Source organism: Arthrobacter sp. B0316-5-4 (assembly GCF_059090325.1).
In genome coordinates, this window is sequence record NZ_JBNHFN010000004.1 from 710,487 (window position 1) to 733,886 (window position 23,400).

A 23,400-nucleotide genomic window follows, 5' to 3' on the forward strand; every position below is an offset into this window, starting at 1 on the left:
GTTGTTTGAGAATCTAAACGGCGCTGTTGAGTGAGGTACCGAGGCCGAAGCCGCGGGTGATTCCACCCGTGGTTGCGGCGGCCAAGGCTGAAAGGTAGTCGTTGCGGCGGCGTGCCGTGATGCGCGATTCCGGTTCGAAAACCTGGTCGGGCGAATCGGCGTAATGGGCCGCCAGGCCGTCGCGCATGAGCCGGATCCCCTCAGCCCGCTGCTGCGAGACGGCGGCATGCGTGGAACCCAGTTCCTCGGCAAGCTCCTTCACGGACCGTCCAGCGAGATAGATCTCCTGGACCACGAAGCGCATTTTTTCGGGGAGGGCATCGACGGCGGCACGGAGGTACTTGATCCGCTCATCAGCCAGGACCGAGTGTTCCGGGGAATCCGTGGGGGAAGCAACGGTGTCCGCCACCACCTCATCCAGTGAAGTCAGCGTCCGGGACGCATCTACCAGGGCAGCTTCGACATGGCTGCGCTCGACACCCAGGGCCGAAGCCATCTCAGCCATGCTGGGACCCCGTCCCAGCATGCTGGTCAGGGTTTCCTGGACGCCCAGGGTTTCCTTGATCCGCTTGCGGGCCGACCGCGTAGCCCAATCTCCGGCTCGCATCTCGTCCGCGAAGGCACCTACTATCCGGCGGCGCGCAAAAGCACCGAACGGAACACCGAGGTCCGGATCGAAGGAATCAGCAGACGTTATAAGGGCAACGGCACCGACAGAAGCAAAATCATCGCGCGATAAATGCGTTGCGCGCGCACAAAGGTCAGAGACCAGGTAACCAACGAGCGGAAGGTGCTGCAACACCAGCTCGTTGCGCTGTTCGCGATTCAAAAGTGAGTCCCCCCATGAGACCGGATTATTGAGTTGCAAACCCGACTTTTTGCCGTTTCGCCGATGTCCAGAGACCAACCAGAGCATCGTTGTTGAGCGTCGAATCAGGTACGTATTCAGTGAACATACCACCTGAAAAGCTCCCTGCGTGTACGCTCGACAGAAGTAAAGATAAACCCTGCCAAATTGTGATTTTGGCGGGACAAAAAATGAATTGGGGAACCGTGGGGGCGGACGAGCTATCGGCAACGCTGTGGCGCGAACGGAGGCAGCTGGATTTCCTGCTTTTCCTCCTCGAAACACAGCTCCTGCATCTCCGGGCGGGCAACTGGCACCGGTTGAACTTCACCGCGGCCGAACTCGAAAAAGTCCTGGAAAATCTGCGCTTCGAATCCCTCGCCCGCGGGGTGGAAGCCTCGGCGCTGGCCGCCGAATGGAAAGCCCCGGATCAATCCACCCTTCCATCCCTCATTTCGCTCGCGCCCCCGGGACTGTGGCCAGAACTCCTTGACGATCACCGCCGGGGATTGACTGCATTGTTGGCAGGAATTGACCTTGCCGTTGCCCGCAATGTCGAGCTGTTGAATGCTCCGCCGGACGTGTCCCTCGTACCGGCGTCGGGCACCGATGAGGCACTGGGTAGTGACGTTGCGGACCTGGACCTCCTGGCCCGTGATTCGAACATCCAACGCGCCTTGGCTGCAGTGTGCTCGGCTACCCTGCCCACGCTCCGCGATTTCCTGGACGTGGGCTGACTCCCGCCCACGCTCCATCACTTCCCGGCGCCTTCCGCCCAACCCTCACTCACAACCCGGCCCCATCAGCCCAACCCTCACTCACAACCCGGCGCCTTCAGCCCAACCCTCACTCACACCCCGGCGCCTTCAGCCCAACCCTCACTCACAACCCACCCCCCATCAGCCCAACCCTCACTCACACCCCGACCCCATCAGCCCAACCCTCACTCACACCCCGCGCCTTTAGCGGTAGACGCCCATCCGTGACCCGCATTGACTGCGCCACCATGGGTGGCGAGCTCTACCCGCGGATCCCAAGGTCCGGCGTCGGCCTTCCCCCGAGGGACGCATCCGCCTCAAGAAGGCGGAACGTGAGCGAGCGTCCGGCCCAACACGGCGGAACGTGAGAGAGCGTCCGGCCCAACACGGCGGAACATGAGAGAGGGTTCGGCCCAACACGGCGGAACGTGAGAGAGCGTCCGGCCCAACCAGGCGGGACGTGAGAGAGCGTCCCGCTCAACACGGCGGGATGTGAGAGAGCGTCCGGCCCAATAGGGCGGAACGTGCGAGAGGGTCAGTCTTTGGGGGCCGGGGGACGGAGGGCGGCCAGGAGTTCTTCGGCGTCGGGGCCGGCCTGGGTTGCTGCCAGGTTGGCTGCGGCTATGGCTTCCACCACTTCGCTGCGTTGGATGGACACGCCCCGGGGCGCCTCGATTCCGATCCGAACGCCGTCGCCGCGCCCTTCCATGACGGTGATGACAATGTCGTCCCCGATCATGATCTTTTCGCCCGGCTTACGCGTCAGTACCAGCATGGTTTCAATCTACCTTTCCAAGGACGGGCGCGGTGGCGGGTTTGCCTTCCACCCAACCGACAGGAAGCTCCAGCGTATCCACCGTTTGCGGGCTCGCGGTTTCCGAGGCACCGATGACGGCGAGCGCGTCAACGCCCACGGACTCCCCTGCCAGCACACGCTGGAGGGCCCGCACCCAGGCCTTCGTGTCTTCTGCTTTGTGCCTCGCATCGACCACCACCCACACCTGATCGGCGGCCAGGAGGGAGATGTCGGCCCCGTTTGACGGCACGTCCCCCGGGCGGCCGAGCCCGAACGCAACCACAACGGTCTGGCCGGTGAGGACGGCCTGGGCGCGCGCCGCCGTCGTGCCCTGCCTTCCTTGGATGTGGAGGTGACCGAAGGCGGTGAGGCGGCCTGCGGTGCGGACGTCTGAGCCGCCGGCGGCTATGGACATTTCCAGGGCCGATCCCAGCGCGTCGTCGCCGAGGCCCAGGAGGACAATGAGGTTACCGTCGCCGGTCATGGGCTGCGGAACCTTTGGCGTTCGGATGGCGGTCGACGGCGGCAAGGTCGCCAAGGCCGGTACGGCGGGAGATGGACCAGCCGGTTGCAGTTCCTTGCCGAGTTGTTCCAGCAGGCCCGCGAAGTCCGGGGATGCGGTGGAGACCGGTGCGGGAGCGGGCTTGTGCATTGCGAGTTCGGCGGCGTCGGCTCGTTCCAGGAGGGCCGCGATGGCTGGCCCGTGGAGTTCGTGAACGGGACCGGGCTCAACCAGCGGGGCAGCTGGCGGCGCCTGGTGGTCGACGGGACCGGGGGCGTCCGAAACCTCCACTGTGGCCTCAAACCTGGCGGCGGCGAACAGACCCACGATGCCCGGATTGGTGACCTTCTCGGCGGATACTATGCGCGCGCCCGGCCCATACTGCTTGAGGGCCTTGGCGCGGATGACTTCCAGCGTGGCGCCACTAAGCTTGTAGCGCTTCTGCATGGCGCACCACCCCCACCGTTTCGATACGGATGTTCGCCGAGGTCACTTCGCGGTAGGAGAGAACGGGGACACCGCCGTCGGGGGCTGCAACAAGGCGCCGGATCGCAGGGCGCAGGGCAGGTGCGCAGACCAGCACGGCTTCCCGACCGGCAGCGGCGGCACCGTCCGCGGCGGATTTCAACGAGCTAAGGACGCTGTCCAACTTCGCCTGGCCCATGACAATCTGGGTGCCCCCTTCACCGGGACGCATGTCCTCCAGCATGGATTGCTCCAGCAGCGGATCGATCATGATCACGTTGAGGACTGCCCCGTCCATGTACTTGTCCGCCAGCACCGGACCCAGCGCGTGCCGAGCGGATTCCACCAGGGATTCCGGGTCCGTGGAGATCTTGGCCCGCAGCGCCAGTGCTTCATAGATCCGCGGGAGGTCGTTGATGGGGACCTGCTCTTCGAGGAGTCCCTGGAGCACGCGCTGGATTTCGGCCAAGGACAGCAGGGCAGGCGTGAGTTCTTCCACGGCGGAGGGGCTCTGCTTACGGACCCCTTCGGTGAGCACCCGGACGTCTTCGCGGGTCAGGAGCCGGGCAGCGTTCGCGGAGATGATCGAGGACAGGTGCGTGACCAGCACCGATACCCGGTCAATCACGGTAGCTCCGGTCATTTCGGCACTGTGCCGCATTTCCGTCGGGACCCATTTGCCGGAGAGTCCGAACACGGGTTCCACGGTTGCGGTTCCCGGCAACGCGTCCAGGAATTCGCCCAGGGCAAGCAGCTTGCCCGACGGCGCCACTCCCCTTCCAGCCTCGACGCCGGCGATGCGGATGGCATAGGTGGACGGTGGCAGGTCCATCGCGTCGCGTGTGCGGACGGGAGGGACCACGAGTCCCAGTTCCATGGCGATCTTGTGCCGGAGTGACCGTACCCGGGCCAGCAGGTCATCGGAGGCACCCGAAACAATGTCCACAAGGTCCGGTGCCAGCAGGATCTCCACAGGATGGACGCGCATGTCTTCCATGAGCCGCTCGTTGGGATCCTCCTCCCCGGTCAGTGCTGCAGCGCTCTCCGCCTCCTGGGTTTCGGCTTGGAGCTTTTGTGCTGTGGCTACACGCCTCGAAGCGAGGACCAGCAGCGCGCCCACCACCACGAACGGAAGGATGGGCATGCCGGGAATGACGGCCATGCTGCCGGCCGCCAGTCCTGCGATCAGCAGGGCATTGGGTGACTGCATGAGCTGCGAGGACGCGGTGCGACCCATGTCTTCTTCGGCATTGGACCGGGTGACGATCATGCCGGTGGAGACGGCCATGAGAAGTGCGGGAATTTGGGTAACCAGGCCGTCGCCCATGGTCAGCAGGCCGTATGTGTTCAGGGCATCGCCGGCATCCATGCCGCGCTGCAGCACGCCGATGGCGATCCCGCCCACGAAGTTGATGATGATAATGATGATGCCCGCAATGGCATCACCTTTCACAAACTTCGAAGCACCATCCATTGCACCGTAGAAGTCGGCTTCGGCGGACACTTCGGCACGCCGCCTTCTGGCTTCGGCGTCGGTGATGAGTCCGGCGTTGAGGTCCGCGTCGATGGCCATCTGCTTGCCGGGCATGGCATCCAGGGTGAAGCGTGCGCCCACCTCTGCCACACGTTCCGCACCTTTGGTGACCACCACGAACTGGATAACCACCAGGATCAGGAACACCACCGCGCCGATGATCAGCGAACCACCAACGGTGACCTTGCCAAACGCCTCGATGACCTGGCCCGCGAAGCCCTGGCCCAGCACCAACCGGGTGGACGCGACGTTGAGCCCCAGCCGGAAGAGCGTGGCCACGAGCAGCAGCGACGGGAAGACGGAGAAATCCAGGGGCTTTTTCACGAACATGCTGGTCAGCAGGATCAGCAAGGCCAAGAGGATGTTGCACACGATCAGGAAGTCCAGCAGCGCGGCGGGCAGCGGAACAACCAGCAGCAGCACAATTCCTACGATGCCAACCGGCACGGAAAGCCGGGCGAACTTGTTGTTCTTCATGCCTGCATACTTTCTTTCATCTGATGGATTCCCCGTGCAGTTCCGCGTTTCTTCAGCGACATCACGAACGCCAGCACTCCGGCGACCGAGCGGTACAGCTCAACCGGGATTTCCTGGCCCAGCTCGCACGCTGAATGCAGGGCCCGGGCCAGCGGGATGTCCTGGACCATGGGCACGCCCTTGGCTTCGGCTTCCTCCCTGATGCGCGCAGCGATCAGCCCCGACCCTTTCGCCACGACGCGTGGCGCCGATTTGCCGGCGTCGTACTTCAACGCAACTGCCACGTGCGTCGGGTTGACCAGCACGACGTCGGCGTCCCCTATCGCGCCGATCATGCGGTTGCGGCTCATGCTGAGCTGGCGTGAGCGGCGCTGGGATTTGATCAGGGGGTCGCCGTCGGTGTTTTTGTTCTCGTCCTGGACTTCTTTCTTGGACATCCGCGTTTTCTTGCGGTTACGGCGCATCACCACAAAGATGTCCGCGGCGGCCAACACCAGCCCTGCGGCCACGGCGAACTGGATGAGCGCCCCAATTCCACCGGCAGCGGCTGCCAGGACACCGGCAACGGGCAGCCCGCCAGCGGTGAGCAGCACCGGCATCAGCCCCTGCACCACGGCGTACAGGACAAGTCCGACGACGGCGGTCTTCAGCAGCGCTTTGATGCCTCCCCACAGTGCCTGGCCACCGAACATGCGTTTGAAGCCGGCGAGCAGGTTGAAATGCTCAAACTCGGCCCTGAACTTCTTGAAGCGAATACCGCCCTGCAGCGCCGAACCTGCAAGCACCACCACGGTGACAACCAGGAGCAGCGGCCCCAGGATTCCGGCCAGGGACCCCAGCCCTGCCTCCAGGGCAGCAACGGCTTTGGCGGGATCGGGCTGCGCGATGACGCTTTTCACGGTGAAGAGCTGGTCGACGGCGGCGTTCGAGGCGTGATCGATGGTTGCCGGGAGCATCGCAGCGGCGGCCCCGACTGCCAGCCAGGCCATGAGGTCCTGGGAGCGGGACAGCTGCCCCTTCTCCCGGACTTCGCGCATGCGTTTGTCGGTGGCTTGTTCAGTCTTCTCCTGTGAATCCGCCACTAGCCCACCCCCATCAACGTGTTGGCGGCCTGCTCGGCCAGGGTGGCCACGAGCCGGGGCAACGCCAGGAACAGGAAGCCTGCCAGGGCCAGGGTTATGAAGATCTTGAGCGGAAAGCCGAGCGAGAAGGCGTTGAGTGCCGGGGCCACGCGCGTCAGGAGTCCCAGTCCGACGTCGGCGAGCACCAGGACCACCAGGAGCGGACCGGCGATCTGCACGGCGGCGAGGAACATGCCAGTGACGGCGCCGATCATGGCCTCAATGGGCTGGCTGAGGTCGATGCCACCAGCCAAAGGCAGGGCGTTGAAGCTTCCCATGAGGCCGCCAAGGACCATCTGGTAGCCGTCCGAGGCGAAAAGGAGTGCAAGGGCCGCCATTTGGAGGAGCCTGGTGAACTGGGCACCATTGACCATCATTTGGGGGTCGAACGCCTGTGCCATTTGGAAACCACTGAAGAGGTCCACCAGGCTGCCTGCGGACTGGATTGCCGCGAAGATGACCATCACCAGGAAGCCCAGGACCAGGCCGGTGACCAGCTCAAGGACCACGGCCATGACGAATCCTGCCGTGTCCGACGGGACGACTCCGGAGGAGAGCCGCTGGGAGACGGCCAGCCCCAACCCGATCCCGAGCATGGCCTTGATGCGGGCCGGGATGGCGTGGTGGGCGAACGGCGGAGCAACCACCAGGAAGGCTGTCATGCGAACCGATGCCAGCAACAGGACCTGGATCCACGACTGGTCCACGGGGATGTCCACTTCACGTTCCGCCGATCAGACCGGGGATGCGGGCGAACAGCTCGTTGGTGAAGGCAACCATTTCGGAAATCATCCAATGGCCACAGACCACCAGTGCGATCGCTACTGCAACGGCTTTGGGGACGAACGACAACGTGGCTTCCTGCAGTTGCGTGATGGACTGCAGGAGCGAAATCGCCAGTCCAACCACCAGCGCCGTGACCAGTGTGGGCGCCGCGAGTTTAGCCGCGACGATCATGGCCTGGAGGCAGATGTCCAGGACTGCGTTGGTATCCATCAGCCGCTCGAATAGCTCTGGATCAGGGACGTGATGACCAGTCCCCAACCGTCCACCAGGACAAACAGGAGGATCTTGAACGGCAGCGAAATCATCACCGGCGGAAGCATCATCATGCCCATGGACATGAGCGCTGCGGAAACCACGAGATCGATGACCAGGAAGGGAATGAAAATAACGAAGCCGATAATGAACGCGGCACGCAGTTCCGAAATCATGAAGGCCGGGACCAGCGTCTGGAACGGCACGGATTCAGGGTTGGCGGGGTTGTCCATCTTCGCGGCCCGGGTCATCAGGGCGATGTCTTCCTCCCGGGTGTGGGCCAGCATGAAGTGCTGGAGCGGGGACCAACCAGCGGACATGGCACTGTTGAAATCCAGCCCGCCGTTCAGGTACGGCTGCACCGCCGCTGTGTTGATGTCCGACACCACGGGCCACATGACGAACAAGGACAGGAACAGCGCCAATCCCGCCAGGACCTGGTTGGGCGGGATAGCCGGCAAGGACAGCGCGTTCCGGGTCATGGCCAGCACCACGAAGATCTTGGTGAAGGACGTCATCATCAGCAGCAGCGCGGGAGCTACGGAAAGCAGCGTGATCCCGATCAGGGTTACTACCGCTGTGGATGGTGTCCCGTCCAGGCCGTTGATGTCGATGCTGACATTCCCGGAACCGGGGGTCGCAGGCGGGGTTGGCGGTGTGGGCTGCGTGGGATCGATGGGGGTCGCTTGGGCGGCTGCCATTCCAAGCAACAGCAAAGCACCCGTGAACAACACAACCGCCGCAGCAGACAGCAACTGCGGGAGGGCGCGCCGGCGTGCGGCAGGAAATGGCCGGCCCGGGAGGCCGAACCCAGCAGTTCTGATCAATTGCGGCGTCCCCGGATGGCATCCGAGGCTTGCCGCCAAGTGGAAGCGGACAGGATGGAACCGTGCATCGGGTGCTCGGGCATTTGGCCGCGACGGTGCAGTTCGCTCCGACGCCGGAGCACAGGGAGCGAACCCGTGACCGGCTCAGGGAGCGAGCCCGTGACCGGCTCAGGGAGCGAGCCCGTGACCGGCTGTGCACGCACCGCAGGCTGCGGCTGGCTCGATGCCTGCCGGAACAGCTCCGCGAAACTCCCGGCCGGCTGGGCGTCCACTGCCTCGGCGGCGTCCGGCGCTGTGGCAGGCGCGTCGCCGCTGTGCAGCACTGTCACCGCATGCTCGGTGACGCCCAGCAGGAAACGCTTGTCCCCGGCGTCGACAACTACGACAGACGCTTTCTGCCCTACCACCTGACGGCTTACAACCGTCAGTGCCGCATCCGCGCGTCGGCGGCCTTTGCCTTTGCCCAGACGCTTCTGAACGAGCCAGATGAAGCCCAGCACGGCGCCGAGGGCCACGAGCACCCGCAGCCCGAGGATAAATGAGTCCATCTACAGTGTTCCCTCGACCCCGTCCAAGATGCGGGTGATCCGGACGGCGTAGTCCTGGTCCACCACCACAACCTCACCGTGGGCGATCAACCTGCCGTTCAACAGCACATCAGCGGGGGCGCCGGCAGACCGGTCCAGTTCAATGACCTTCCCGGGTTCCAGTGCCAGTGCGTCCCGCACGGACATTCGGGTCCGCCCAATCTCCACGGTCAACGCCATTTCAACACTGCTGATGAGGCCCAGCCGGGCAGCCAGGTCGTTGCCCTGTCCACGCGCACCGGTTTCAGTGCCCGTACCGTTGTCCCGTACGCGGACAGCGAACCAGCCAAAGGGGGCACCGCCGTCGTTCAGTTCAAAAACGGCCGTGTCGGGGTCCGACAGCAGCCCTCCGGCGTCCTCCTCGCGCAACTCCCCCAGCACACCGGCGTCGAACGCTAACGCGGCCTGTTCAAGAGCGGGACGCAAGACGTCACCGGCCCGCACGGCATGCTGGACCGCGCCGCCCAGCCCAGCCCCGCCCGCGGCGGCAAGGAACGAGCGGTCCACCAGCAGCAGCGCGAAATCGGCCGTCAGGGCTCCGACGAACGTCGCCGTAACGGCCGGAGAGGCATAGGCGGCGGCGTCCTGTGCCGGAACGATGCCGGCGACGCGGAGGGTGGAGGCGCTGGGCAGGTGCAGCGCCAGGCGCTCGGCAGCAGCCGCCTGCAGGGTCAAAATGTTGCTCATCGCTGATGCTCCTCGGTTGTGACGATGACTGCGGCGGCGCGGGAGCCGTTGCGGGCGGCCGCGGCGGTGGCCAGGCGGGTGCCGTTGATGGTGACATCGAACGGCCTGTTCTCAAGGTGCGGCAGCGGCAGGACATCCCCGACGGCGAGACCCAGGATCTGTGCGGGCGTCACCGGAGCGGCGGTCAACTGGACGGCAACATCCACCGGTACCTGCGCGAGCTGGGTGCGGACCAGCGCTTCGTTGTCCACGCTGTGGACTGTGGGGTTCACATCGCCCAACCTGGACAGCAGCACGTCGGCAGGAACTGCCAGAGTGGCCGCGCACTGGGTTTCGCCCACGTTGACGCTGAAAGACGCCACGATCATGAGCTCGGAAGGTGCGGCTGCCTGCGCGAACTGCGAGTTGTACTGGATGCCGTCCATCACCACGGCCTGCGTCAGGAGATTGCCCAGCGAATACCGGAGATCCTCCAGCACTTCCTCCACCATCCGGGAAACCAGCGCATGCTCGATCTGCGTGAACTTCCGCTCCGGCACGGCGGTTTCCGTTGATCCCCCCAGCATCCGGCTCAGCCACGACAGTGCGGCCGTTGCAGGGAACTGGATGACCAGGCGGGATTCGCTGCCGTCGATCCTGCAGAGCACCATGGACGTGACCGACGGGAGGGACGCGGAGTATTCGTCGTAGCTCTGCATGCTCAGTTGTTCCAGCGTGGCCGTGGACTTCAACCGGACCTTGGCCGTGAGCTGCGTGCCCCACTGCCGGGCAAACGTTTCGAAAGCCACTTCCAAGATCCGGCTATGCTGGCGCGGCAAGGTGGTGGGTCGACGGAAGTCGTAGACATCCACGGTGCGCTGGCGTGCCGCCGCGCGATCTTCCTGTTCTCCCACGGACGGCACTATCGGCACGTCGGAGGGGCGCGTAAGACGTTTCCCGGTACGACTATTCCGCGGCTACTTAGCGGCTACTTAGCAGCTTTCGCGGCGGCCGCTGATTCCTTGGTTTGGGCTTCGATCGCGCCAGGAATCAGCGCACGCACATCCTCCGGGCTGGAGGACAGCAACACCACGTCCACGCGGCGGTTCAGCTCCATGAGCTCCTCGGTGGAGTCGTCCGTCACCTGGCGTGCGGCACCAAAAGCCACTGCGCCGATCCGGCCAGCCGGCATGCCGGCGTCGTCCACAAAGTAGCGCAGGACGTTCACTGAACGGGCGGCCGAGAGCTCCCAAGTGGAAGCGTAGGCAGTGATTCCCTTGGCGGCGTGGCCCTCCACCATAACTTCGAGCCCGGATCCCACCACGGTTGGTGCGATGGTCTTCAGGATCTCGAGGGCACGGTTGGTCAGGTCCGGCATGTCAGGCTGGAAGAACGTCTGGGAGCCCACCAGCTTCACGGACAGTCCCCGCTCGCCGACGTCGAACTGCACGTTCTTGCCCAGGCCCTGGGCATCGAGTTTGGCTTTCATTTCATGTTCAAGGGCAGTGAGCTTGTCCGCTTCCTTGATGGCCAGGTCCAGCGCCGAGAATCCTTCGCCGTCGGAAGCAGCGAGCTCCGCCGGGACCACAACGCCGGTAGCCGTGTCCACTTTCTGGCTGATCTGCGAACCAAAGCCCGTAGCCAGCGAATTGCGCAGCTTCTCAAACTTGTCCTGGTCCACCGAAGACATGGCGAACAGGACAATGAACATGCACATCAGCACCGTGACCATGTCCATGTAGGAGGCCATCCAGCGTTCGTCGACGTGGTGCTCCTCGGGCTGGGAGCCCCGTCTCCTGCGGGACCTCATGCTGCCCTGGACGCCGGCAACTTACCGGACTTGCCGGCGTCGTCCGCTGTGCCCTTGGCGTCCTTTGACTTGCTCTTCGCATCGGCCGGGGCCATAGCGCGCAGCCGTTCGGCCAAGAGCAAGGGCTGGGTGCCGTTCTGCACGGCAAGCAGGCCCTCCATGAGGAGCGTCATGCGCTCGATTTCCAGCTCGGACAGGCGCTTGAGCTTGGCGCTCAAAGGCAGCCAGATGAAGTTCGCGGACAGCAGGCCCCACAAGGTGGCCACAAAGGCTGCCGCGATCATCGGCCCCAAATGGTCGGGCGAGGAGAGGTTTTCCAGGACGTGCGTCAGTGAGACCACCGTGCCGATGATGCCGATGGTGGGTGCGTACCCGCCCAGGGCGGCGAAGAACTTGGACGACACGTGGTCGGCACGCATCTTGGTGTCGATTTCGTCTTCCATGAGCAGGCGCAGTTCCTCGGCGTCAGTCCCGTCGGCGATGTTCTGGAGCGAGCGTTGCAGGAACGGATCCTTGGCGTTGTTGGCCTCCTCCTCCAAGGAAAGAAGGCCCTCGCTGCGGGCCTTCTCGGCGAGGCGGACCAACTCGTCGACGCTTTCCGTGGGCTTGGCGGGCTTGCCGAGGAAAGCCTTGGGAGCGTCCTTGAAGGCTTTGATGACATCCGCGAGGGTGTTCCCGGCCAGGCCTACCGCGATGGTGGCACCGAAAACCAGGATCATTGGCGCCGGCAGGAGCAACGACATGAGGTTCGCGTGCTCCAGGGTGACCATGGCCACCACGGATGCGAAGGCCAGCAGGAGGCCAAGAATTGTCATCGACTACGTTCCGTTCGGGTGGTTGTTCGTGCCAGGTCCGTCTTCCGTGCCGGACCCGGGCTCGGGCTCGGGCTCGGGCTCGGGCTCGGGCTCGGGCTCGGGCTCGGGCGACCGGACCAGGCTCAGCGGATACCCCGTGACGGCGGGAAGATCGTGGGCACGGCGAAGGACACTGGCACGGTAGTTCGCGATCAGCTCCACCACCTCGGCGAGCGATTCCCGCACGACGTAAGCGGCGCCGTCGAGAGTCACCAGATGGGTGTCCGGACTCTCGTGGATCCGTTCAAGGATGTCCGGATTCACGGCGAAGCGTGTGCCGTTCAGGCGGGTGACAACGATCATGGGCCGTTTCTGGTTGGGGTGTGGCTGGAAGTGGTGCTGTCCCGTACTGTCGGCCGGACCGGGCCGGGCGTTAGCTTGCGTGCTGCCTTCTCCCGCCCTTGTCCGAATATCCCCGCGTAGCAGGCTGCTGGAATCCGAAAAAGGGCGGGATCCGGTTAGCGCTTCAGGTTGCTCAGTTCCTGCAGGACCTCATCTGAGGTGGTGATGATGCGGGCGTTCGCCTGGAAACCACGCTGGGCCACAATCAGGTTGGTGAACTCCTGGGACAGGTCCACGTTGGACATCTCCAGCGAACCCGAAGTCAGCGAACCAAGTCCGCCTTCACCGGCAACCCCGAGCTGCGCGGCGCCCGAGTTGGCCGTGGCAACGTACGCGGAGCCGCCCGCCTTCTCCAAGCCTTCCGGGTTGGTGAAACGCGCCAGTGCCACGCGTGCCAGGACTTCCTTGGCACCGTTGCTGAAGGAACCCACCAGGGAACCGTCGCCGGCCAAAGTGAACGACTCGAGTTCGCCCGCTTCCGCACCGTTCTGGCCGGTAACGGAGAGGGTGCTCATCTGCGCGAAGCCGGTGACCGCGCCCATGTTTACCGTGATTCCGCCAACCGTCATGGTCCCGCCGGACGTCAAGGCACCGTTCGCAAAGGCCAAGGTGGCCGTTCCCCTGGCTCCATTGGCGTCCGCACCGGCCACATTCCAGCCCGTGGCAGAACGGCTGAACGTCAGGGTGAGGCTGCGCTCCGCTCCGTTGGCGTCGTAGACCTTCACCTGGCGCTCAACGGAGGTGCCCACTGCGGCGTCGGACGGCAGGTTGCCGCTCAGGGTAGCGCTCGTCGTGGCAACTGCCGGTGCGGTGGTGCCCGGCGACAAAGTGATGGGGCCGGTGGCCCCGCCCTGGTTGACCACACCGTTGGTGGCCGTCCAGCCTTGGAGGATGCCGCCGTCGGGACTGACCAGACGGCCCGCAGCGTCCATCTGGAAGTTGCCCGCGCGGGTGTAGTACTGCTGGGTGCCCTTGCCCGTGACAAAGAAACCCTCCCCGGAAATCATCAAGTCCGTGCCGCGGCCGGTGCTCTGCGACGATCCCTGGCCGAAGTTGGTGCTCACGCCAGCCACGCGAACTCCGAGACCGATCTGCGCAGGGTTGGAACCGCCCACATCCTGCTGCGGTCCTGCGGCGCCCTGCGTCATCTGCGAGAGCGTGTCCTGAAACTGGGCGGAAGATGACTTGTAGCCGGTGGTGTTCACGTTGGCGATGTTGTTGCCGGTGACGTCGAGCATGGCCTGGTGGGCGCGGAGGCCGGAAATTCCGGAGTACAGCGAACGGAGCATGGTGTTGCCTTTCTTCGGTTTGGTTCGGGGTAAGTATTTTTGGGGATCAGGTGGTCTTCGTGGGCGCAACGGGCGTTCGTGCCGTCATGCCGGTGATCAGGTCCAGGGGCACTTTGGCGTCGCCCACAGTCACGGTGGGGACGCCATCAGCGAAGGACACCGCACTCGCGACACCCGCACCCTTGGTACCGTCGGCGAGCGTGTAGCTCACCTCTGTTCCGATGATCTGCGCCGCAGCGGTACGCATCTGCAGCGAGAAGCTTTCCTTCGCCCCCGCCGTCAGCTCGGTCATTTTCTCCATCATGGACAGCTGCACGGACTGGCTCATCATCTGGTTGGTGTCCATGGGAGCACTGGGGTCCTGGTACCTCAACTGGGTGACCAGCAAGGACATGAAGACCTCCGAATCCATCGCCTTGACCGGCGTCCTTGGTGCGCTGCCCGGCGCTGCGCCGTTGTTGGCCGCGATTGCGGGAATAGTTGTCATGCTCGTCTCCTTCGTCAGACCAGGATGTCCAGGCGGTTCGGGGTACTGAGGCCGCGTACGACGCCGGGTGGCAGCTGCGGTTGGGCATCGGCACCATCGGGCCCGCCCTCGCCGGAGGCCGCCTCGCCGGAGTGCGCACCGCCGGAGTGCTCGCCGCCGGGGCCGGGTTCGCCGGCGCCTCGGGGCCGGGCGTCCGGGTCACGTGTTCCGTTGCCGGGTCCTGCGCCCTGCCCTGCTCCTTGGCCGGGATCTCTTCCGCTGCCTTGGCCGGGGTCCTTTCCGGCGTCGGGTGGGCTGTTTTGCGAGGACAGGCTCAGGCTCGCCCCGGAGTCTTCAAGGCTTCGTCGGAGCTCCGGGAGGACATGCCGCACTGCGTCCCTGCCCGCGTCCCCGGGTGCGAACAGTTCAATCCGCACGCCCGCCGCGTCGATGTGGGCCCTGACCGTGAGGGGTCCCAGGTCGTCCGGGGCAACACGCAGGGTCATCACGTGTTCCCCGGGTGCCGCCGACGCCAACGAAAAGAGTGGCGCGGCGAGCTGGGGCGCGAGGGCCGGCTGGGGCGGGCTGGCCAGCTGGGGTGGGCTGGCAAGGGGCACGGGCGCCAGCGGGACTGTGTTGAGCTGTGGGGGTGCAGGCTGGATCGGGGTGATTTGTGCGGCCTGCGTGACTTGGAGTGCCTGGAGGGGGCCCGATTCGATGCTTCCCTGCTGGTTAGACGGCAGGAAGCGTCTGTCGTGCAGCGATCCGTCGAATTGGAGGGCCGGCGACAGCGCCGAAACAGTGCCCAGCCCTACCCCGGCACTGGATGAAGGAGTGGGCTGACTCGGCTGAGGGCCAGCGGCATCGGCAAGCCCATCCGTCCCGGCTAACCCTGTGCTAGCAGCGAGCCCAGCGCTCCCAGCGTTGCCAGCCGCATCGGCCAACCCTGCACTCCCAGCATTGCCAGCCGTCCCGGCGAACCCTGCGTTGCCAGCGAGGCCGGCGCTCCCAGCGGTCCCAGCGAGCCCAGCACCCGCCACATCCACGGCCAAGCCGCTGGTCCCGGGCTCGCCCGATTCGGGGGTTTGCTGCGAAACAGGCCGTGCGCCCGGCACACTCGGCAGCTGAGCATCGAATTGGAGAGCACCAGAAAGCGCCGGAAGGGCATCAACCGCTAGCCCGAAGCCAGGAACCACGGCCTCGGGCACGCCCATTTCGACGGCTTGCTGCCCATTAGACGATAGGAGTCGTCTAGCCGGCTGCGAAGCGTCTAAATGGGTGGCCGAAGGCGCATACACAAGTGCGCCCGATTCGGGGGCTTGCTGCGAAACAGGCCGTGCGTTCGGCACACTCGGCAGCGAGGCATCGAATTGGAGAGCACCAGAAAGCGCCGGAAGGGTATCAACCGCTACCCCGACGCCAGCACCCACGGCCCCGGGCATGCCCGTTTCGACGGCTTGCTGCCCATTAGACGGTAGGAGTCGTCTGACCGACAGCGAAGCGTCTAAATGGGTGGCCGAAGGAGTACCGGACACGTCAGCATCATCCTCAACCCGGGCCAATCCCGACACTCCGTCGGCCACATAAACATCAGCGGGCCCCGCAGACACGAGTACGCCCGATTCGGGGGCTTGCTGCGAATCGTGCCGTGCGTTCGGCACACTCGGCAGCGAGGCATCGAATTGGGCGGGCGACGGAGCGACAAGAGCAGCCAGACCGGCCGTAGGCTCATCCGATTCGATGATTCGTTGCGGATTCGATGGCTGGGACCGCCTCATGGGCAGCGGAGCGTCGAATTGGGCAACAGGATCCGCGTCCGGGCTGGACGCGAGCCCGTCCATTTCGTGGCAAAGCTGAGACGTGGCCGGCTGCGCACCCAGAGACGGCCCGGACCCGTCAGATCCCTGCGCACCAGGAAACGGCTGCGCACCACGAGACCGCTGCGCGCCCAGCGAAGGCTGTGCATCGTTGGGAGAGGAACCTGGCACCGGCTCGGAAGCCATCACTGCGTCAAACGCCCCAGCGCTCGACGTCCCGCCGCCGGAGCCCGCAAGCCCGGCACGGCGGGCGCCAGCACTTCCCGCGCCGTGCACTCCCCCACCGTTTTCAGCACGGGATGCCCCGGAACCCGCCGCAGCCAAGGCTCCACGCCCAGCGGGCCCACCAGCCGAACCCCCAACCACCGACGACATCAGGACACCCCGGCCGGGATAATCCGGCGGATCGAGGTCAGGTTGGAGTACTTTTCCCAGGCGTCCCGGATCTGGATGGTCTGCCCGGGCACGGGTGCGTCGATGGCTTTCCCGTTGCCCAGGTAGATGGAGATGTGCTCGCCGCCGTAGCTGACAAGGAGGTCCCCGGGCTTCGCTTCGGCCAGTGAGGCCACGGGGGTACCTTTCTGCATCTGGTCGCTGACCACGCGGGGCAGCTCCACGCCGAGGTCCTTGAAAACCCTTTGCACGAAGCCGGAACAGTCCATGCCTACTGCCGGGCTGGTTCCTCCCCACACGTAGGGCACACCGATGTACTTCTTGGCTGCTGCAACCACGGCGTCACCGGACGCCGTGCGGCCGCTGGTGCCGGCTGCCGCCGCCCCGCTGGCCGCCGTCGTGCTTCCAACAGCCGCGCTCGCAGCCGTTCCACTGCCGACAGCCGGCAACAGGGAACCCAGGCCCGAAGCAAGGGAGGAGGACGTGCCCATTGCGCTGCTCAGCGCGGAGGCGAAGGACGCGGCGTCGGACGCTGAGGAGGCGGAGGAGGCGGAGGAGGTAGAGGGCACGGAAGAACGGGCGGCCGGTGAAGTCAGCTGCTGCAGGGACGCTTCGATGTTCTGGATCCGGCCGATGGCGTCGGTCACGCTCACGGGGTGGCCTTCCTGTGCCAGGAGGTGGATGCGATCTCGTCCAGGACGCCCTGTTCCGCGTTCAGCAGTGAGGCAACGAAGGCGGCGTCGTGACGGACTTCGAGCTTCTCCAGCCCCACCGCCCTGCGCTTGGCTTCGGTGTATTCGGCGCGGGCGGCGTCGGCGTCCGCCTCGGCGCTGGCTACCAGGGCATCGAGTTCGGCGAGCATGCTCTGCGAGGACGCCCGTGCCGCTGCGATGGCCAGCAACGACGCCGAATCCCCCGCGTGTCCGCCCGAATCGGCAAGCACCTCGCGGGCTTCCGCGCGCCGGACGCGCAGTGACGCTGATCGTGAGTTGGCTGCGGCCAGCCCGCTTTCCGCGGACGTTTGTTCAGCCTGCCGCAGCCTCAACAGCCCGGCAAGGGAAAATTGTCGGTTCACGCCGCTCCTTCAAGGTGTCCAAGGTTTGCTGTGAGCTGGGCCAACGCGTCCCACGACCAGCTGTTGGGCGTCGATTCGCCCATCGGCTGACGCAGGAACTGGTTGATCGCGGCCTCGTGGTCAAGGGCTGCGTCCACCAGCGGGTTGCTGCCGTGCCGGTACGCGCCGACGTCGATCAGGTCCTGGGCGCCGCGCCTCGCCGCCAGGACGCGCCGCAGGGTGACGGCGAGCGCGGTGTGCGCGGCAGGGTTCACTTTGGAGGCCACACGCGAGACTGAGCCCAGTACGTCCACGGAGGGAAAGTGTCCGGTGACGGCGAGTTTCCGGTCCAGGACCACGTGTCCGTCCAGGATGGAGCGGGCGGCGTCGGCGATGGGTTCGTTGTGGTCATCGCCGTCCACCAGAACGGTGTAGATGCCGGTGACGGAGCCCGTTTCTGCGGTGCCGGCGCGTTCCAGGAGCCGAGCCAGGACGGAAAAGGTCGACGGCGGGTAGCCGCGTGTCGCTGGCGGCTCGCCTGCGGAGAGGCCAATCTCGCGTTGGGCCATGGCCACGCGGGTGAGGGAGTCCATCATGAGCACCACATCCTTGCCGGCTTCGCGGAAGGACTCGGCGATGCGGGTGGCAGTGACGGCGGCCCGGAGCCGCATGAGGGCGGGATCGTCGGAGGTTGCAACCACCACTACGGAGCGGGCCAACCCTTGGGGGCCGAGGTCGTCTTCCAGGAACTCGCGGACTTCACGGCCGCGTTCCCCAACGAGGGCGATCACGGAGACTTCGGCGTCGGTGCCTCGGGCCACCATGGACAACAGCGAGGACTTTCCCACGCCGGAGCCGGCGAAGAGCCCCATGCGTTGGCCGCGGCCCAGGGTGGTCATCGTGTCGAGGACGCGGACTCCGGTTTGCAGGGGCGTGTCGATGCGGGCGCGGCTCATGGCGTTCGGTGCTTCCTGATCCAACGGCACCAAGCGGGAGGGCGGAAGCGGGCCCTTGCCGTCGATGGGTCGGCCCAGCGCGTCGAGCACCCGGCCGAACAGCCCGGCGCCGGTGGGTACAAGCATGGGAGACCCCGCGGCCCGTGCGGATGCCCCGGCCGCGACACCGGTCAACCGGCCCAGGGGCATGCACCGCACTGTGCCACCCACTGAGGCGACCACTTCGGCGTCGAGCGCTTCCGTTCCGGAGCCGACCGTCACAAGCTCGCCCACCGCGCAGTGCAGCCCGGCGATCTCCAGTCCCAGCCCGAGCACGGATGTCACGGTGCCGACGCGTTGGGGGGCGGAGGCGGCCAGCGCTGCACGGAAGCGGTCGGCGTGGGGGCGGTAGGCCGTCACTGTTGGACCTCGAGCAGGGTTCGCCTTGCCCGGTCCAGCGCGGTGCTGATTTGGGCGTCAATCCATCCGTTTGGATACTCCCCGATGGCGTCGCCGGGGCTGAGCGTGGCGTCGGCTTTCAGCTCCACACCGGCAATGTCCGCGACACCTGAGGCCTGAAGTACTGCGATGTCGCGTGGGTGGAGGCGCACTGCAGTGACGGGTTCGACGGCGGTGCTGCCGCCGGCTCCCAGGGCCCGGTTCAGTGCCGCCCGGGCCGTATCCGCGCCGTGGGCGAGCTCGTGTCCGAGGATTGCCTCGGCCAGTTCCAGCGCACTGGCCGCCAACACGTCCTGCATCTGGCCCAGGGTGACTTCCTGGCGCTGCTGTGCCGCCTGTGCTGCAGCCTGAAGGACCTCCACCGAACGGGCCAGGGAAGTGCGGCCGGCGTCGAGCATTTCTTCGTGTTCAGCCCGCAAGCGCTGCTGGAGCTGGAGGTGTTCGGCTGCGGCTGCCTGTATGCCGGCGGCGTAGCCAGCCGCGTGGCCTTGGACGAAGCCCCGATCGATGTCGTTGGAACGGTCGGTGGGGCTCACGGAGGGGAATGTGACGCGGGTGAAGGGCTCAGTAGACAAAGTCGTCCTCGTCCCCGCGCCGGACCACGATCGCGCCTTCGGCTTCGAGTTCGCGGATGGACCGGACGATCTCCGCGCGGGCTTCTTCCACCTGCGAGGCGCGAACGGGACCGGAGGCGGCCATCTCGGACTCGAGGATTTCCAGGTTGCGGCCGGACATGTTGGCCCGGACGGTATCCAGCACTACGGCGGGGGCGCCCTTCATGGCCACGGCCAGGATGTCGGCGCTGACTCCGCGGAGGATCCGCTGGATGTCCCGCGGTTCCAGCTTCACGATGTCCACGAAGGTGAGCATGCGTGCCCGGACCTCCGTGGCGAGCTCGGGATCCAGCGTGCCCAGGCCGTCAAGGACGGAGCGTTCGGTGGTGATGTCGGAGCGGTTGATGATGTCCACCAGCGGTTGGATGCCGCCGACGATCTCGTTGGACTTCCGCTGCGACATGACCGCGCCGGCCCTGGCTTTGAGGGTCTCGGCCACGATCCCTACGGCTTCCGGCGAAGCTGAACCCATGGTGGCGATGCTGCGGGCAACATCGATGCGCTGGGTGTCGCCGAGACCCGCCATGACGGCGGAGGCTTTCCCCGGCCGCAGGTGGGCGAGGATGAGCGCAATGGTTTGTGGGAGCTCGCCATCGATCAGAGCCAGGATTTGCCCGGGGTCCATCATTTCCAGGAACTCAAACGACTTCCCGGCCATGGTGGACGCGAGCCGGTCCATGAACCCGGCGGCTTTGTCCGCGCCGAAGGACGCTTCGAGGAGCCCGACGGCGAATTCCTGGCCGCCGCGGGCAGTGCGGCGTCCGCTGACGGCCAGGCCGTGGAATTCGTTGATCACATGGTCCGCGACCACGGAGGACACACGGCGGAGCCGGACAATTTCGGCAGCGATGTCTTCGGCTTCGGATTCGGAGAATTGGGCCATGACGGCGGCTGCGCTGGCCGGGCTCATCTGCATGAGCACCACCGCTACTTTTTGCACCCCGTTCAGGGCCGAGGCTTCGGGGACCACCTGGCTCATACGGATTGCCTTTCATCCATGAGTCCGCGCAGGTACTCGGCGGTGCGTGCCGGGTTGTCGGCCACCATGGCTTCGATTTGGGCGCGCTTCAGTTCGCCGTCGAGAGCCTCGGAGCCTGGCAGCGGCAGGGCCGGGGTGGGTTGGACCGGGGCCTGTGGCTGGATGGAGGTCAGCTCGATCGCGGTGGTCGGCGGGCCGGTGAGGGCCGCCGTCGAAAGGGCTTCCGGGAGGGCGTCGTAGTCCATCCGCTCGCCCAGGTCCACGGGCTCGCGGCGTTGGCGGCGTTTGAGGGTGATGAGCACAACCACGATCAAGGCGATGGCTGCCAGCATGATGCTGCCTGCCAGGATGAGGGTGTTCATTAGGGCTGCGTCTTTGGCAGCCGCCGCGTCGGCTTGCGCGGCACCGAGTGCTTCGGCGGCTTTGTCTGCGGCCGCGGTGCTGAATGGCAGCACCTCAACGGTGACCACGTCACCCCGTCCGGCATCGATCCCTGCGGCTGAGGTGACCAAGGCACGCACTGAGTCAACGTTCACCCCTCCAGCGGCGGCCTGGTTGATCGCCACGGAGATGGTCTGGCGTTTCACGGCCCCTTGCGGGATGGTCCGGTCTTCGGTGACTTTGTTGACGGCGTTGTTCTTGGTGGTATCGCTGGAATCGTAAGATCCGTTGGCGTTGGTGCCACCAGGCACGGCGATGTTGTCCGGGCCGAGGACGCCCGCGGCGCCGCCACCCGTACCCGTGTATTTTTCGGTCTTGGTGGACTCGCTGAGTGCCGGAGTGTTGGCGGCGGGCGTGAACGTTTCGCTGCGCTGCTGGGCCGACTCGGCGGTGACATCGGCTGCGACGGCGACGGTTGCGTTGCCGGGGCCCACCACCTTGTCCAGGACTGCCTTGACGGCATCCGAGGTGCGTTGCTGGTAGTCGGTAGCCTGCTTGGAGGACGAACCTGTGGCACCGCCGCCCACGGTGGAGAGGACGTTGCCTTGGGAATCCACCACCGAAACGTTGGTTGGTTTGAGGTTTTCGATGGCCGCAGAGGTCAGGTGCACAATGGCCTGCACCTTGTCAGCGGACAGGGTGGTGCCGGGCTGGGTTTCAACGAACACCGACGCCGTGGCCTCAGGGGTTTTGTCCACGAACACGGACTTTTCGGGAATGGCGAGCCGGACAGCTGCGCTCTTCACGCCGTCCATCGCCTGCACCGTGGTGCTCAGCTCGCCCTCCAGCGCCCTTTTGTAGGTGACGGACTGTTGGAATTCGGAGGATGTGACGCCCAATTTATCCAGCAGCGAATATCCGGTGGCAGCAGCGGACGGGAGCCCTGCCGCGGCAGCCTTCAGCCGTTCGTCGTACACCTTGTCCTCCGGGACCAGGATGGTGGAACCGCCGTTGCTGAGCTCGTAGGGGATGTTGTCTTTCCGGAGCTGCTCCACGATGCTGTTCGCGTCGGTGTCTTTCAAACCGGAGAACAGTGGTGAGTAGGCGGGCTTTCCCAGCCATGCCGTCAGGGCGACGCCACCAAGCACCAGCACGGCCACGCCCAGGATGGCGAGGGTGCGCTGGGCGGGGCTGAACGCCTGGACACCGCTGCCGAGCTTGCGGAAAAACCGGGAAATCGCCGGTGGCATCAGGCCTGCATCCTCATGATCTCGTTGAACGCGTCAATACCTTTGTTCCGGACGGCGGCCACCAGTTCAAAGGTCACCTGCGCGCGGGTGGATGCAAGGGTTGCTTTGTGGATGTCGTCCAGGTTGCCGGTCACCGCGGACACGGCCAGTTCCTTCGACGCCGATTGCAGGGACTGCAAATTGTCGACGGCGCCGGTCAGCGCGGCTCCGAAGTCGCCGCCGGTGGTGGCTGGCGCTGCCGGGCTTGCGTAGCCGGTTCCGCTCACGCCTTGGATCGCTGCTATGGGGCCGATGGCCATCAGGATTTTCCTATCTCAAGGGCCGCAAGGTATGTTTCGCGCGCACGGTCAACCACTTGGGCGTTGGCCTGGTAGCCGCGTTGGGCGATGATCAACGTGCCCATTTGCTCCGCCATGTCGATGTCCGGGTACCGGACGTTGCCGTTGGCATCGGCCAAGGGGTGGTCCGGTTGGTAGACAATCCGGCCTTCGCCATTTCCCAACGGTGTGCTCTTGACGTACACACCGTCACCGTTGGTGCCCTCCGCGGCCTCGACGTAGCGTGCACGGAACGCTTGCCCGTCGGTTCGGGACGCGTTGTTCATGTTGGCGAGGTTGTCCGAGACTGCATCCAACCATTTGCGGTGGACCGTCAGTGCGGAACCGGCAATCCCGATTGCGTCAAACGTCATTAGTTGGTCCTCAGCGCAGTTCGGAGGGACGTGAATTCGCCGGCCACTGCCCTTGAGGCGAATTGGTAGCGCAGCACGGTGTCAATGTTGGAGAGGGTTTCAGTGTCGAGGTTGACGTTGTTGCCGTCGGTCCGGGTGGGCTCATCGGAGGGGGTGATGGAGGCATTGACGTTGCCGTCGCCTGAACGCACCGAGGCGGCCAGTTGGTCTTCGAAGGACACTCTTTTGGCCTGGTAATTGGGTGTGTTGACGTTCGCGATGTTGTTGGCGATGGTCCGCTGGCGCAAGGAAAGCGCGTCCAAGGCGCTGGCCAAGGCGGCGGATGTCACGGATTCAAGCACAAAGTCCTCACCTGGTGGTGTCCTAAGGCCAATCCGTGGCCATGCATCGAGCGATCCCTGCTCAGCAACAGTTATCGGCAGCGCCTGCGAACCCGTTAGGAGAATAC

At 65.4% G+C, this 23,400-nt stretch carries 27 protein-coding genes; 1 reads left to right on the forward strand and 26 read right to left on the reverse strand.

The window, feature by feature from the left end; translation table 11 throughout:
• Positions 1-13 precede the first annotated feature (13 nt).
• On the reverse strand, positions 14-829 hold the full coding sequence (locus AC5RU9_RS15225; RefSeq protein WP_494017085.1) for a sigma-70 family RNA polymerase sigma factor: 816 nt from the start codon (positions 827-829) through the stop codon (positions 14-16).
• A 209-nt stretch (positions 830-1,038) separates the two neighbouring features.
• On the opposite strand from AC5RU9_RS15225, the gene AC5RU9_RS15230 reads away from it, so the two are divergent.
• Positions 1,039-1,584 carry a flagellar protein FlgN gene (locus AC5RU9_RS15230; protein ID WP_494017086.1) on the forward strand — a complete coding sequence of 182 codons (546 nt, stop codon included), beginning with the start codon at positions 1,039-1,041 and terminating at the stop codon, positions 1,582-1,584.
• Positions 1,585-2,140: 556 nt separating this feature from the next.
• Here the strand turns inward: AC5RU9_RS15230 and csrA are convergent.
• From csrA to flgB, 25 genes are all read right to left on the reverse strand, one after another.
• Positions 2,141-2,380 carry a carbon storage regulator CsrA gene (gene csrA / locus AC5RU9_RS15235; protein WP_211712831.1) on the reverse strand — a complete coding sequence of 80 codons (240 nt, stop codon included), beginning with the start codon at positions 2,378-2,380 and terminating at the stop codon, positions 2,141-2,143.
• Between the two features lie 4 nt (positions 2,381-2,384).
• The gene (locus tag AC5RU9_RS15240) at positions 2,385-3,350 is read right to left on the reverse strand and encodes a hypothetical protein (RefSeq protein WP_494017087.1); all 966 of its coding nucleotides are present in this window, start codon (positions 3,348-3,350) and stop codon (positions 2,385-2,387) included.
• Complete coding sequence (locus AC5RU9_RS15245; protein ID WP_494017088.1) at positions 3,328-5,379, reverse strand: flagellar biosynthesis protein FlhA; 2,052 nt, start codon at positions 5,377-5,379, stop codon at positions 3,328-3,330. Before AC5RU9_RS15245 ends, AC5RU9_RS15240 begins: the two co-directional genes overlap by 23 nt.
• A complete protein-coding gene (locus AC5RU9_RS15250; RefSeq protein ID WP_494017089.1) occupies positions 5,376-6,461 on the reverse strand; it encodes an EscU/YscU/HrcU family type III secretion system export apparatus switch protein in 1,086 nt (361 codons plus the stop codon). The genes AC5RU9_RS15245 and AC5RU9_RS15250 overlap by 4 nt, the downstream gene beginning before the upstream one ends.
• Positions 6,461-7,219 carry a flagellar biosynthetic protein FliR gene (locus AC5RU9_RS15255; protein WP_494017090.1) on the reverse strand — a complete coding sequence of 253 codons (759 nt, stop codon included), beginning with the start codon at positions 7,217-7,219 and terminating at the stop codon, positions 6,461-6,463. The genes AC5RU9_RS15250 and AC5RU9_RS15255 overlap by 1 nt, the downstream gene beginning before the upstream one ends.
• Before the next feature lies 1 nt (position 7,220).
• On the reverse strand, positions 7,221-7,496 hold the full coding sequence (gene fliQ, locus AC5RU9_RS15260) for a flagellar biosynthesis protein FliQ (RefSeq protein ID WP_211712826.1): 276 nt from the start codon (positions 7,494-7,496) through the stop codon (positions 7,221-7,223).
• Positions 7,496-8,239, reverse strand: a complete 744-nt coding sequence (fliP, locus tag AC5RU9_RS15265; protein WP_211712825.1) for a flagellar type III secretion system pore protein FliP — start codon at positions 8,237-8,239, stop codon at positions 7,496-7,498. The genes fliQ and fliP overlap by 1 nt, the downstream gene beginning before the upstream one ends.
• 122 nt (positions 8,240-8,361) lie before the next feature.
• Positions 8,362-8,913 (reverse strand): flagellar biosynthetic protein FliO, encoded by a 552-nt coding sequence (fliO, locus tag AC5RU9_RS15270; protein ID WP_494017091.1) that lies wholly within the window; start codon positions 8,911-8,913, stop codon positions 8,362-8,364.
• A complete protein-coding gene (fliN, locus tag AC5RU9_RS15275; protein WP_494017092.1) occupies positions 8,914-9,639 on the reverse strand; it encodes a flagellar motor switch protein FliN in 726 nt (241 codons plus the stop codon).
• The gene (locus AC5RU9_RS15280) at positions 9,636-10,532 is read right to left on the reverse strand and encodes a flagellar motor switch protein FliM (RefSeq protein ID WP_494017093.1); all 897 of its coding nucleotides are present in this window, start codon (positions 10,530-10,532) and stop codon (positions 9,636-9,638) included. The genes fliN and AC5RU9_RS15280 overlap by 4 nt, the downstream gene beginning before the upstream one ends.
• A 74-nt stretch (positions 10,533-10,606) precedes the next feature.
• Positions 10,607-11,428 (reverse strand): OmpA/MotB family protein, encoded by an 822-nt coding sequence (locus AC5RU9_RS15285; protein ID WP_494017094.1) that lies wholly within the window; start codon positions 11,426-11,428, stop codon positions 10,607-10,609.
• The gene (locus AC5RU9_RS15290; RefSeq protein ID WP_494017095.1) at positions 11,425-12,243 is read right to left on the reverse strand and encodes a motility protein A; all 819 of its coding nucleotides are present in this window, start codon (positions 12,241-12,243) and stop codon (positions 11,425-11,427) included. Before AC5RU9_RS15290 ends, AC5RU9_RS15285 begins: the two co-directional genes overlap by 4 nt.
• Positions 12,244-12,246: 3 nt before the next feature.
• On the reverse strand, positions 12,247-12,585 hold the full coding sequence (locus tag AC5RU9_RS15295; RefSeq protein WP_494017096.1) for a flagellar FlbD family protein: 339 nt from the start codon (positions 12,583-12,585) through the stop codon (positions 12,247-12,249).
• A gap of 155 nt (positions 12,586-12,740) precedes the next feature.
• A complete protein-coding gene (locus AC5RU9_RS15300; RefSeq protein WP_494017097.1) occupies positions 12,741-13,913 on the reverse strand; it encodes a flagellar hook protein FlgE in 1,173 nt (390 codons plus the stop codon).
• Between the two features lie 46 nt (positions 13,914-13,959).
• Positions 13,960-14,400 (reverse strand): flagellar hook assembly protein FlgD, encoded by a 441-nt coding sequence (locus tag AC5RU9_RS15305; protein ID WP_494017098.1) that lies wholly within the window; start codon positions 14,398-14,400, stop codon positions 13,960-13,962.
• Between the two features lie 14 nt (positions 14,401-14,414).
• Positions 14,415-14,996 carry a flagellar hook-length control protein FliK gene (locus AC5RU9_RS15310; RefSeq protein ID WP_494017099.1) on the reverse strand — a complete coding sequence of 194 codons (582 nt, stop codon included), beginning with the start codon at positions 14,994-14,996 and terminating at the stop codon, positions 14,415-14,417.
• 1,574 nt (positions 14,997-16,570) lie between these two features.
• On the reverse strand, positions 16,571-17,242 hold the full coding sequence (locus tag AC5RU9_RS15315) for a C40 family peptidase (RefSeq protein ID WP_494017100.1): 672 nt from the start codon (positions 17,240-17,242) through the stop codon (positions 16,571-16,573).
• Positions 17,239-17,664, reverse strand: a complete 426-nt coding sequence (locus tag AC5RU9_RS15320; protein WP_211712814.1) for a flagellar FliJ family protein — start codon at positions 17,662-17,664, stop codon at positions 17,239-17,241. The genes AC5RU9_RS15315 and AC5RU9_RS15320 overlap by 4 nt, the downstream gene beginning before the upstream one ends.
• Positions 17,661-18,998: a FliI/YscN family ATPase gene (locus AC5RU9_RS15325; RefSeq protein WP_494017101.1), complete on the reverse strand. Its 1,338-nt coding sequence runs from the start codon at positions 18,996-18,998 to the stop codon at positions 17,661-17,663. Before AC5RU9_RS15325 ends, AC5RU9_RS15320 begins: the two co-directional genes overlap by 4 nt.
• On the reverse strand, positions 18,995-19,612 hold the full coding sequence (locus AC5RU9_RS15330) for a FliH/SctL family protein (RefSeq protein WP_494017102.1): 618 nt from the start codon (positions 19,610-19,612) through the stop codon (positions 18,995-18,997). Before AC5RU9_RS15330 ends, AC5RU9_RS15325 begins: the two co-directional genes overlap by 4 nt.
• Entirely contained in the window at positions 19,602-20,630 is a 1,029-nt protein-coding gene (gene fliG, locus AC5RU9_RS15335; RefSeq protein ID WP_309990117.1) for a flagellar motor switch protein FliG, read from the reverse strand. Before fliG ends, AC5RU9_RS15330 begins: the two co-directional genes overlap by 11 nt.
• On the reverse strand, positions 20,627-22,261 hold the full coding sequence (gene fliF / locus AC5RU9_RS15340; RefSeq protein ID WP_494017103.1) for a flagellar basal-body MS-ring/collar protein FliF: 1,635 nt from the start codon (positions 22,259-22,261) through the stop codon (positions 20,627-20,629). The genes fliG and fliF overlap by 4 nt, the downstream gene beginning before the upstream one ends.
• Positions 22,261-22,560, reverse strand: coding sequence for a flagellar hook-basal body complex protein FliE (gene fliE / locus AC5RU9_RS15345; protein ID WP_494017104.1), 300 nt, complete (start codon positions 22,558-22,560; stop codon positions 22,261-22,263). Before fliE ends, fliF begins: the two co-directional genes overlap by 1 nt.
• Positions 22,560-22,952, reverse strand: coding sequence for a flagellar basal body rod protein FlgC (locus AC5RU9_RS15350; RefSeq protein WP_494017105.1), 393 nt, complete (start codon positions 22,950-22,952; stop codon positions 22,560-22,562). Before AC5RU9_RS15350 ends, fliE begins: the two co-directional genes overlap by 1 nt.
• On the reverse strand, positions 22,952-23,293 hold the full coding sequence (gene flgB / locus AC5RU9_RS15355; protein WP_211712807.1) for a flagellar basal body rod protein FlgB: 342 nt from the start codon (positions 23,291-23,293) through the stop codon (positions 22,952-22,954). Before flgB ends, AC5RU9_RS15350 begins: the two co-directional genes overlap by 1 nt.
• Positions 23,294-23,400: the final 107 nt, after the last annotated feature.

Excerpts from the sequence above, each read along its gene's own strand:
- AC5RU9_RS15230 (WP_494017086.1), top strand. The coding sequence starts at position 1,039 with ATGAATTGGGGAACCGTGGGGGCGGACGAGCTATCGGCAACGCTGTGG.
- csrA (WP_211712831.1), bottom strand. The coding sequence starts at position 2,380 with ATGCTGGTACTGACGCGTAAGCCGGGCGAAAAGATCATGATCGGGGAC.
- AC5RU9_RS15240 (WP_494017087.1), bottom strand. The coding sequence starts at position 3,350 with ATGCAGAAGCGCTACAAGCTTAGTGGCGCCACGCTGGAAGTCATCCGC.
- AC5RU9_RS15245 (WP_494017088.1), bottom strand. The coding sequence starts at position 5,379 with ATGAAGAACAACAAGTTCGCCCGGCTTTCCGTGCCGGTTGGCATCGTA.
- fliQ (WP_211712826.1), bottom strand. The coding sequence starts at position 7,496 with ATGGATACCAACGCAGTCCTGGACATCTGCCTCCAGGCCATGATCGTC.
- fliP (WP_211712825.1), bottom strand. The coding sequence starts at position 8,239 with ATGGCAGCCGCCCAAGCGACCCCCATCGATCCCACGCAGCCCACACCG.
- fliO (WP_494017091.1), bottom strand. The coding sequence starts at position 8,913 with ATGGACTCATTTATCCTCGGGCTGCGGGTGCTCGTGGCCCTCGGCGCC.
- fliN (WP_494017092.1), bottom strand. The coding sequence starts at position 9,639 with ATGAGCAACATTTTGACCCTGCAGGCGGCTGCTGCCGAGCGCCTGGCG.
- AC5RU9_RS15285 (WP_494017094.1), bottom strand. The coding sequence starts at position 11,428 with ATGAGGTCCCGCAGGAGACGGGGCTCCCAGCCCGAGGAGCACCACGTC.
- AC5RU9_RS15290 (WP_494017095.1), bottom strand. The coding sequence starts at position 12,243 with ATGACAATTCTTGGCCTCCTGCTGGCCTTCGCATCCGTGGTGGCCATG.
- AC5RU9_RS15295 (WP_494017096.1), bottom strand. The coding sequence starts at position 12,585 with ATGATCGTTGTCACCCGCCTGAACGGCACACGCTTCGCCGTGAATCCG.
- AC5RU9_RS15300 (WP_494017097.1), bottom strand. The coding sequence starts at position 13,913 with ATGCTCCGTTCGCTGTACTCCGGAATTTCCGGCCTCCGCGCCCACCAG.
- AC5RU9_RS15305 (WP_494017098.1), bottom strand. The coding sequence starts at position 14,400 with ATGACAACTATTCCCGCAATCGCGGCCAACAACGGCGCAGCGCCGGGC.
- fliG (WP_309990117.1), bottom strand. The coding sequence starts at position 20,630 with ATGAGCCAGGTGGTCCCCGAAGCCTCGGCCCTGAACGGGGTGCAAAAA.
- fliF (WP_494017103.1), bottom strand. The coding sequence starts at position 22,261 with ATGCCACCGGCGATTTCCCGGTTTTTCCGCAAGCTCGGCAGCGGTGTC.
- fliE (WP_494017104.1), bottom strand. The coding sequence starts at position 22,560 with ATGGCCATCGGCCCCATAGCAGCGATCCAAGGCGTGAGCGGAACCGGC.
- AC5RU9_RS15350 (WP_494017105.1), bottom strand. The coding sequence starts at position 22,952 with ATGACGTTTGACGCAATCGGGATTGCCGGTTCCGCACTGACGGTCCAC.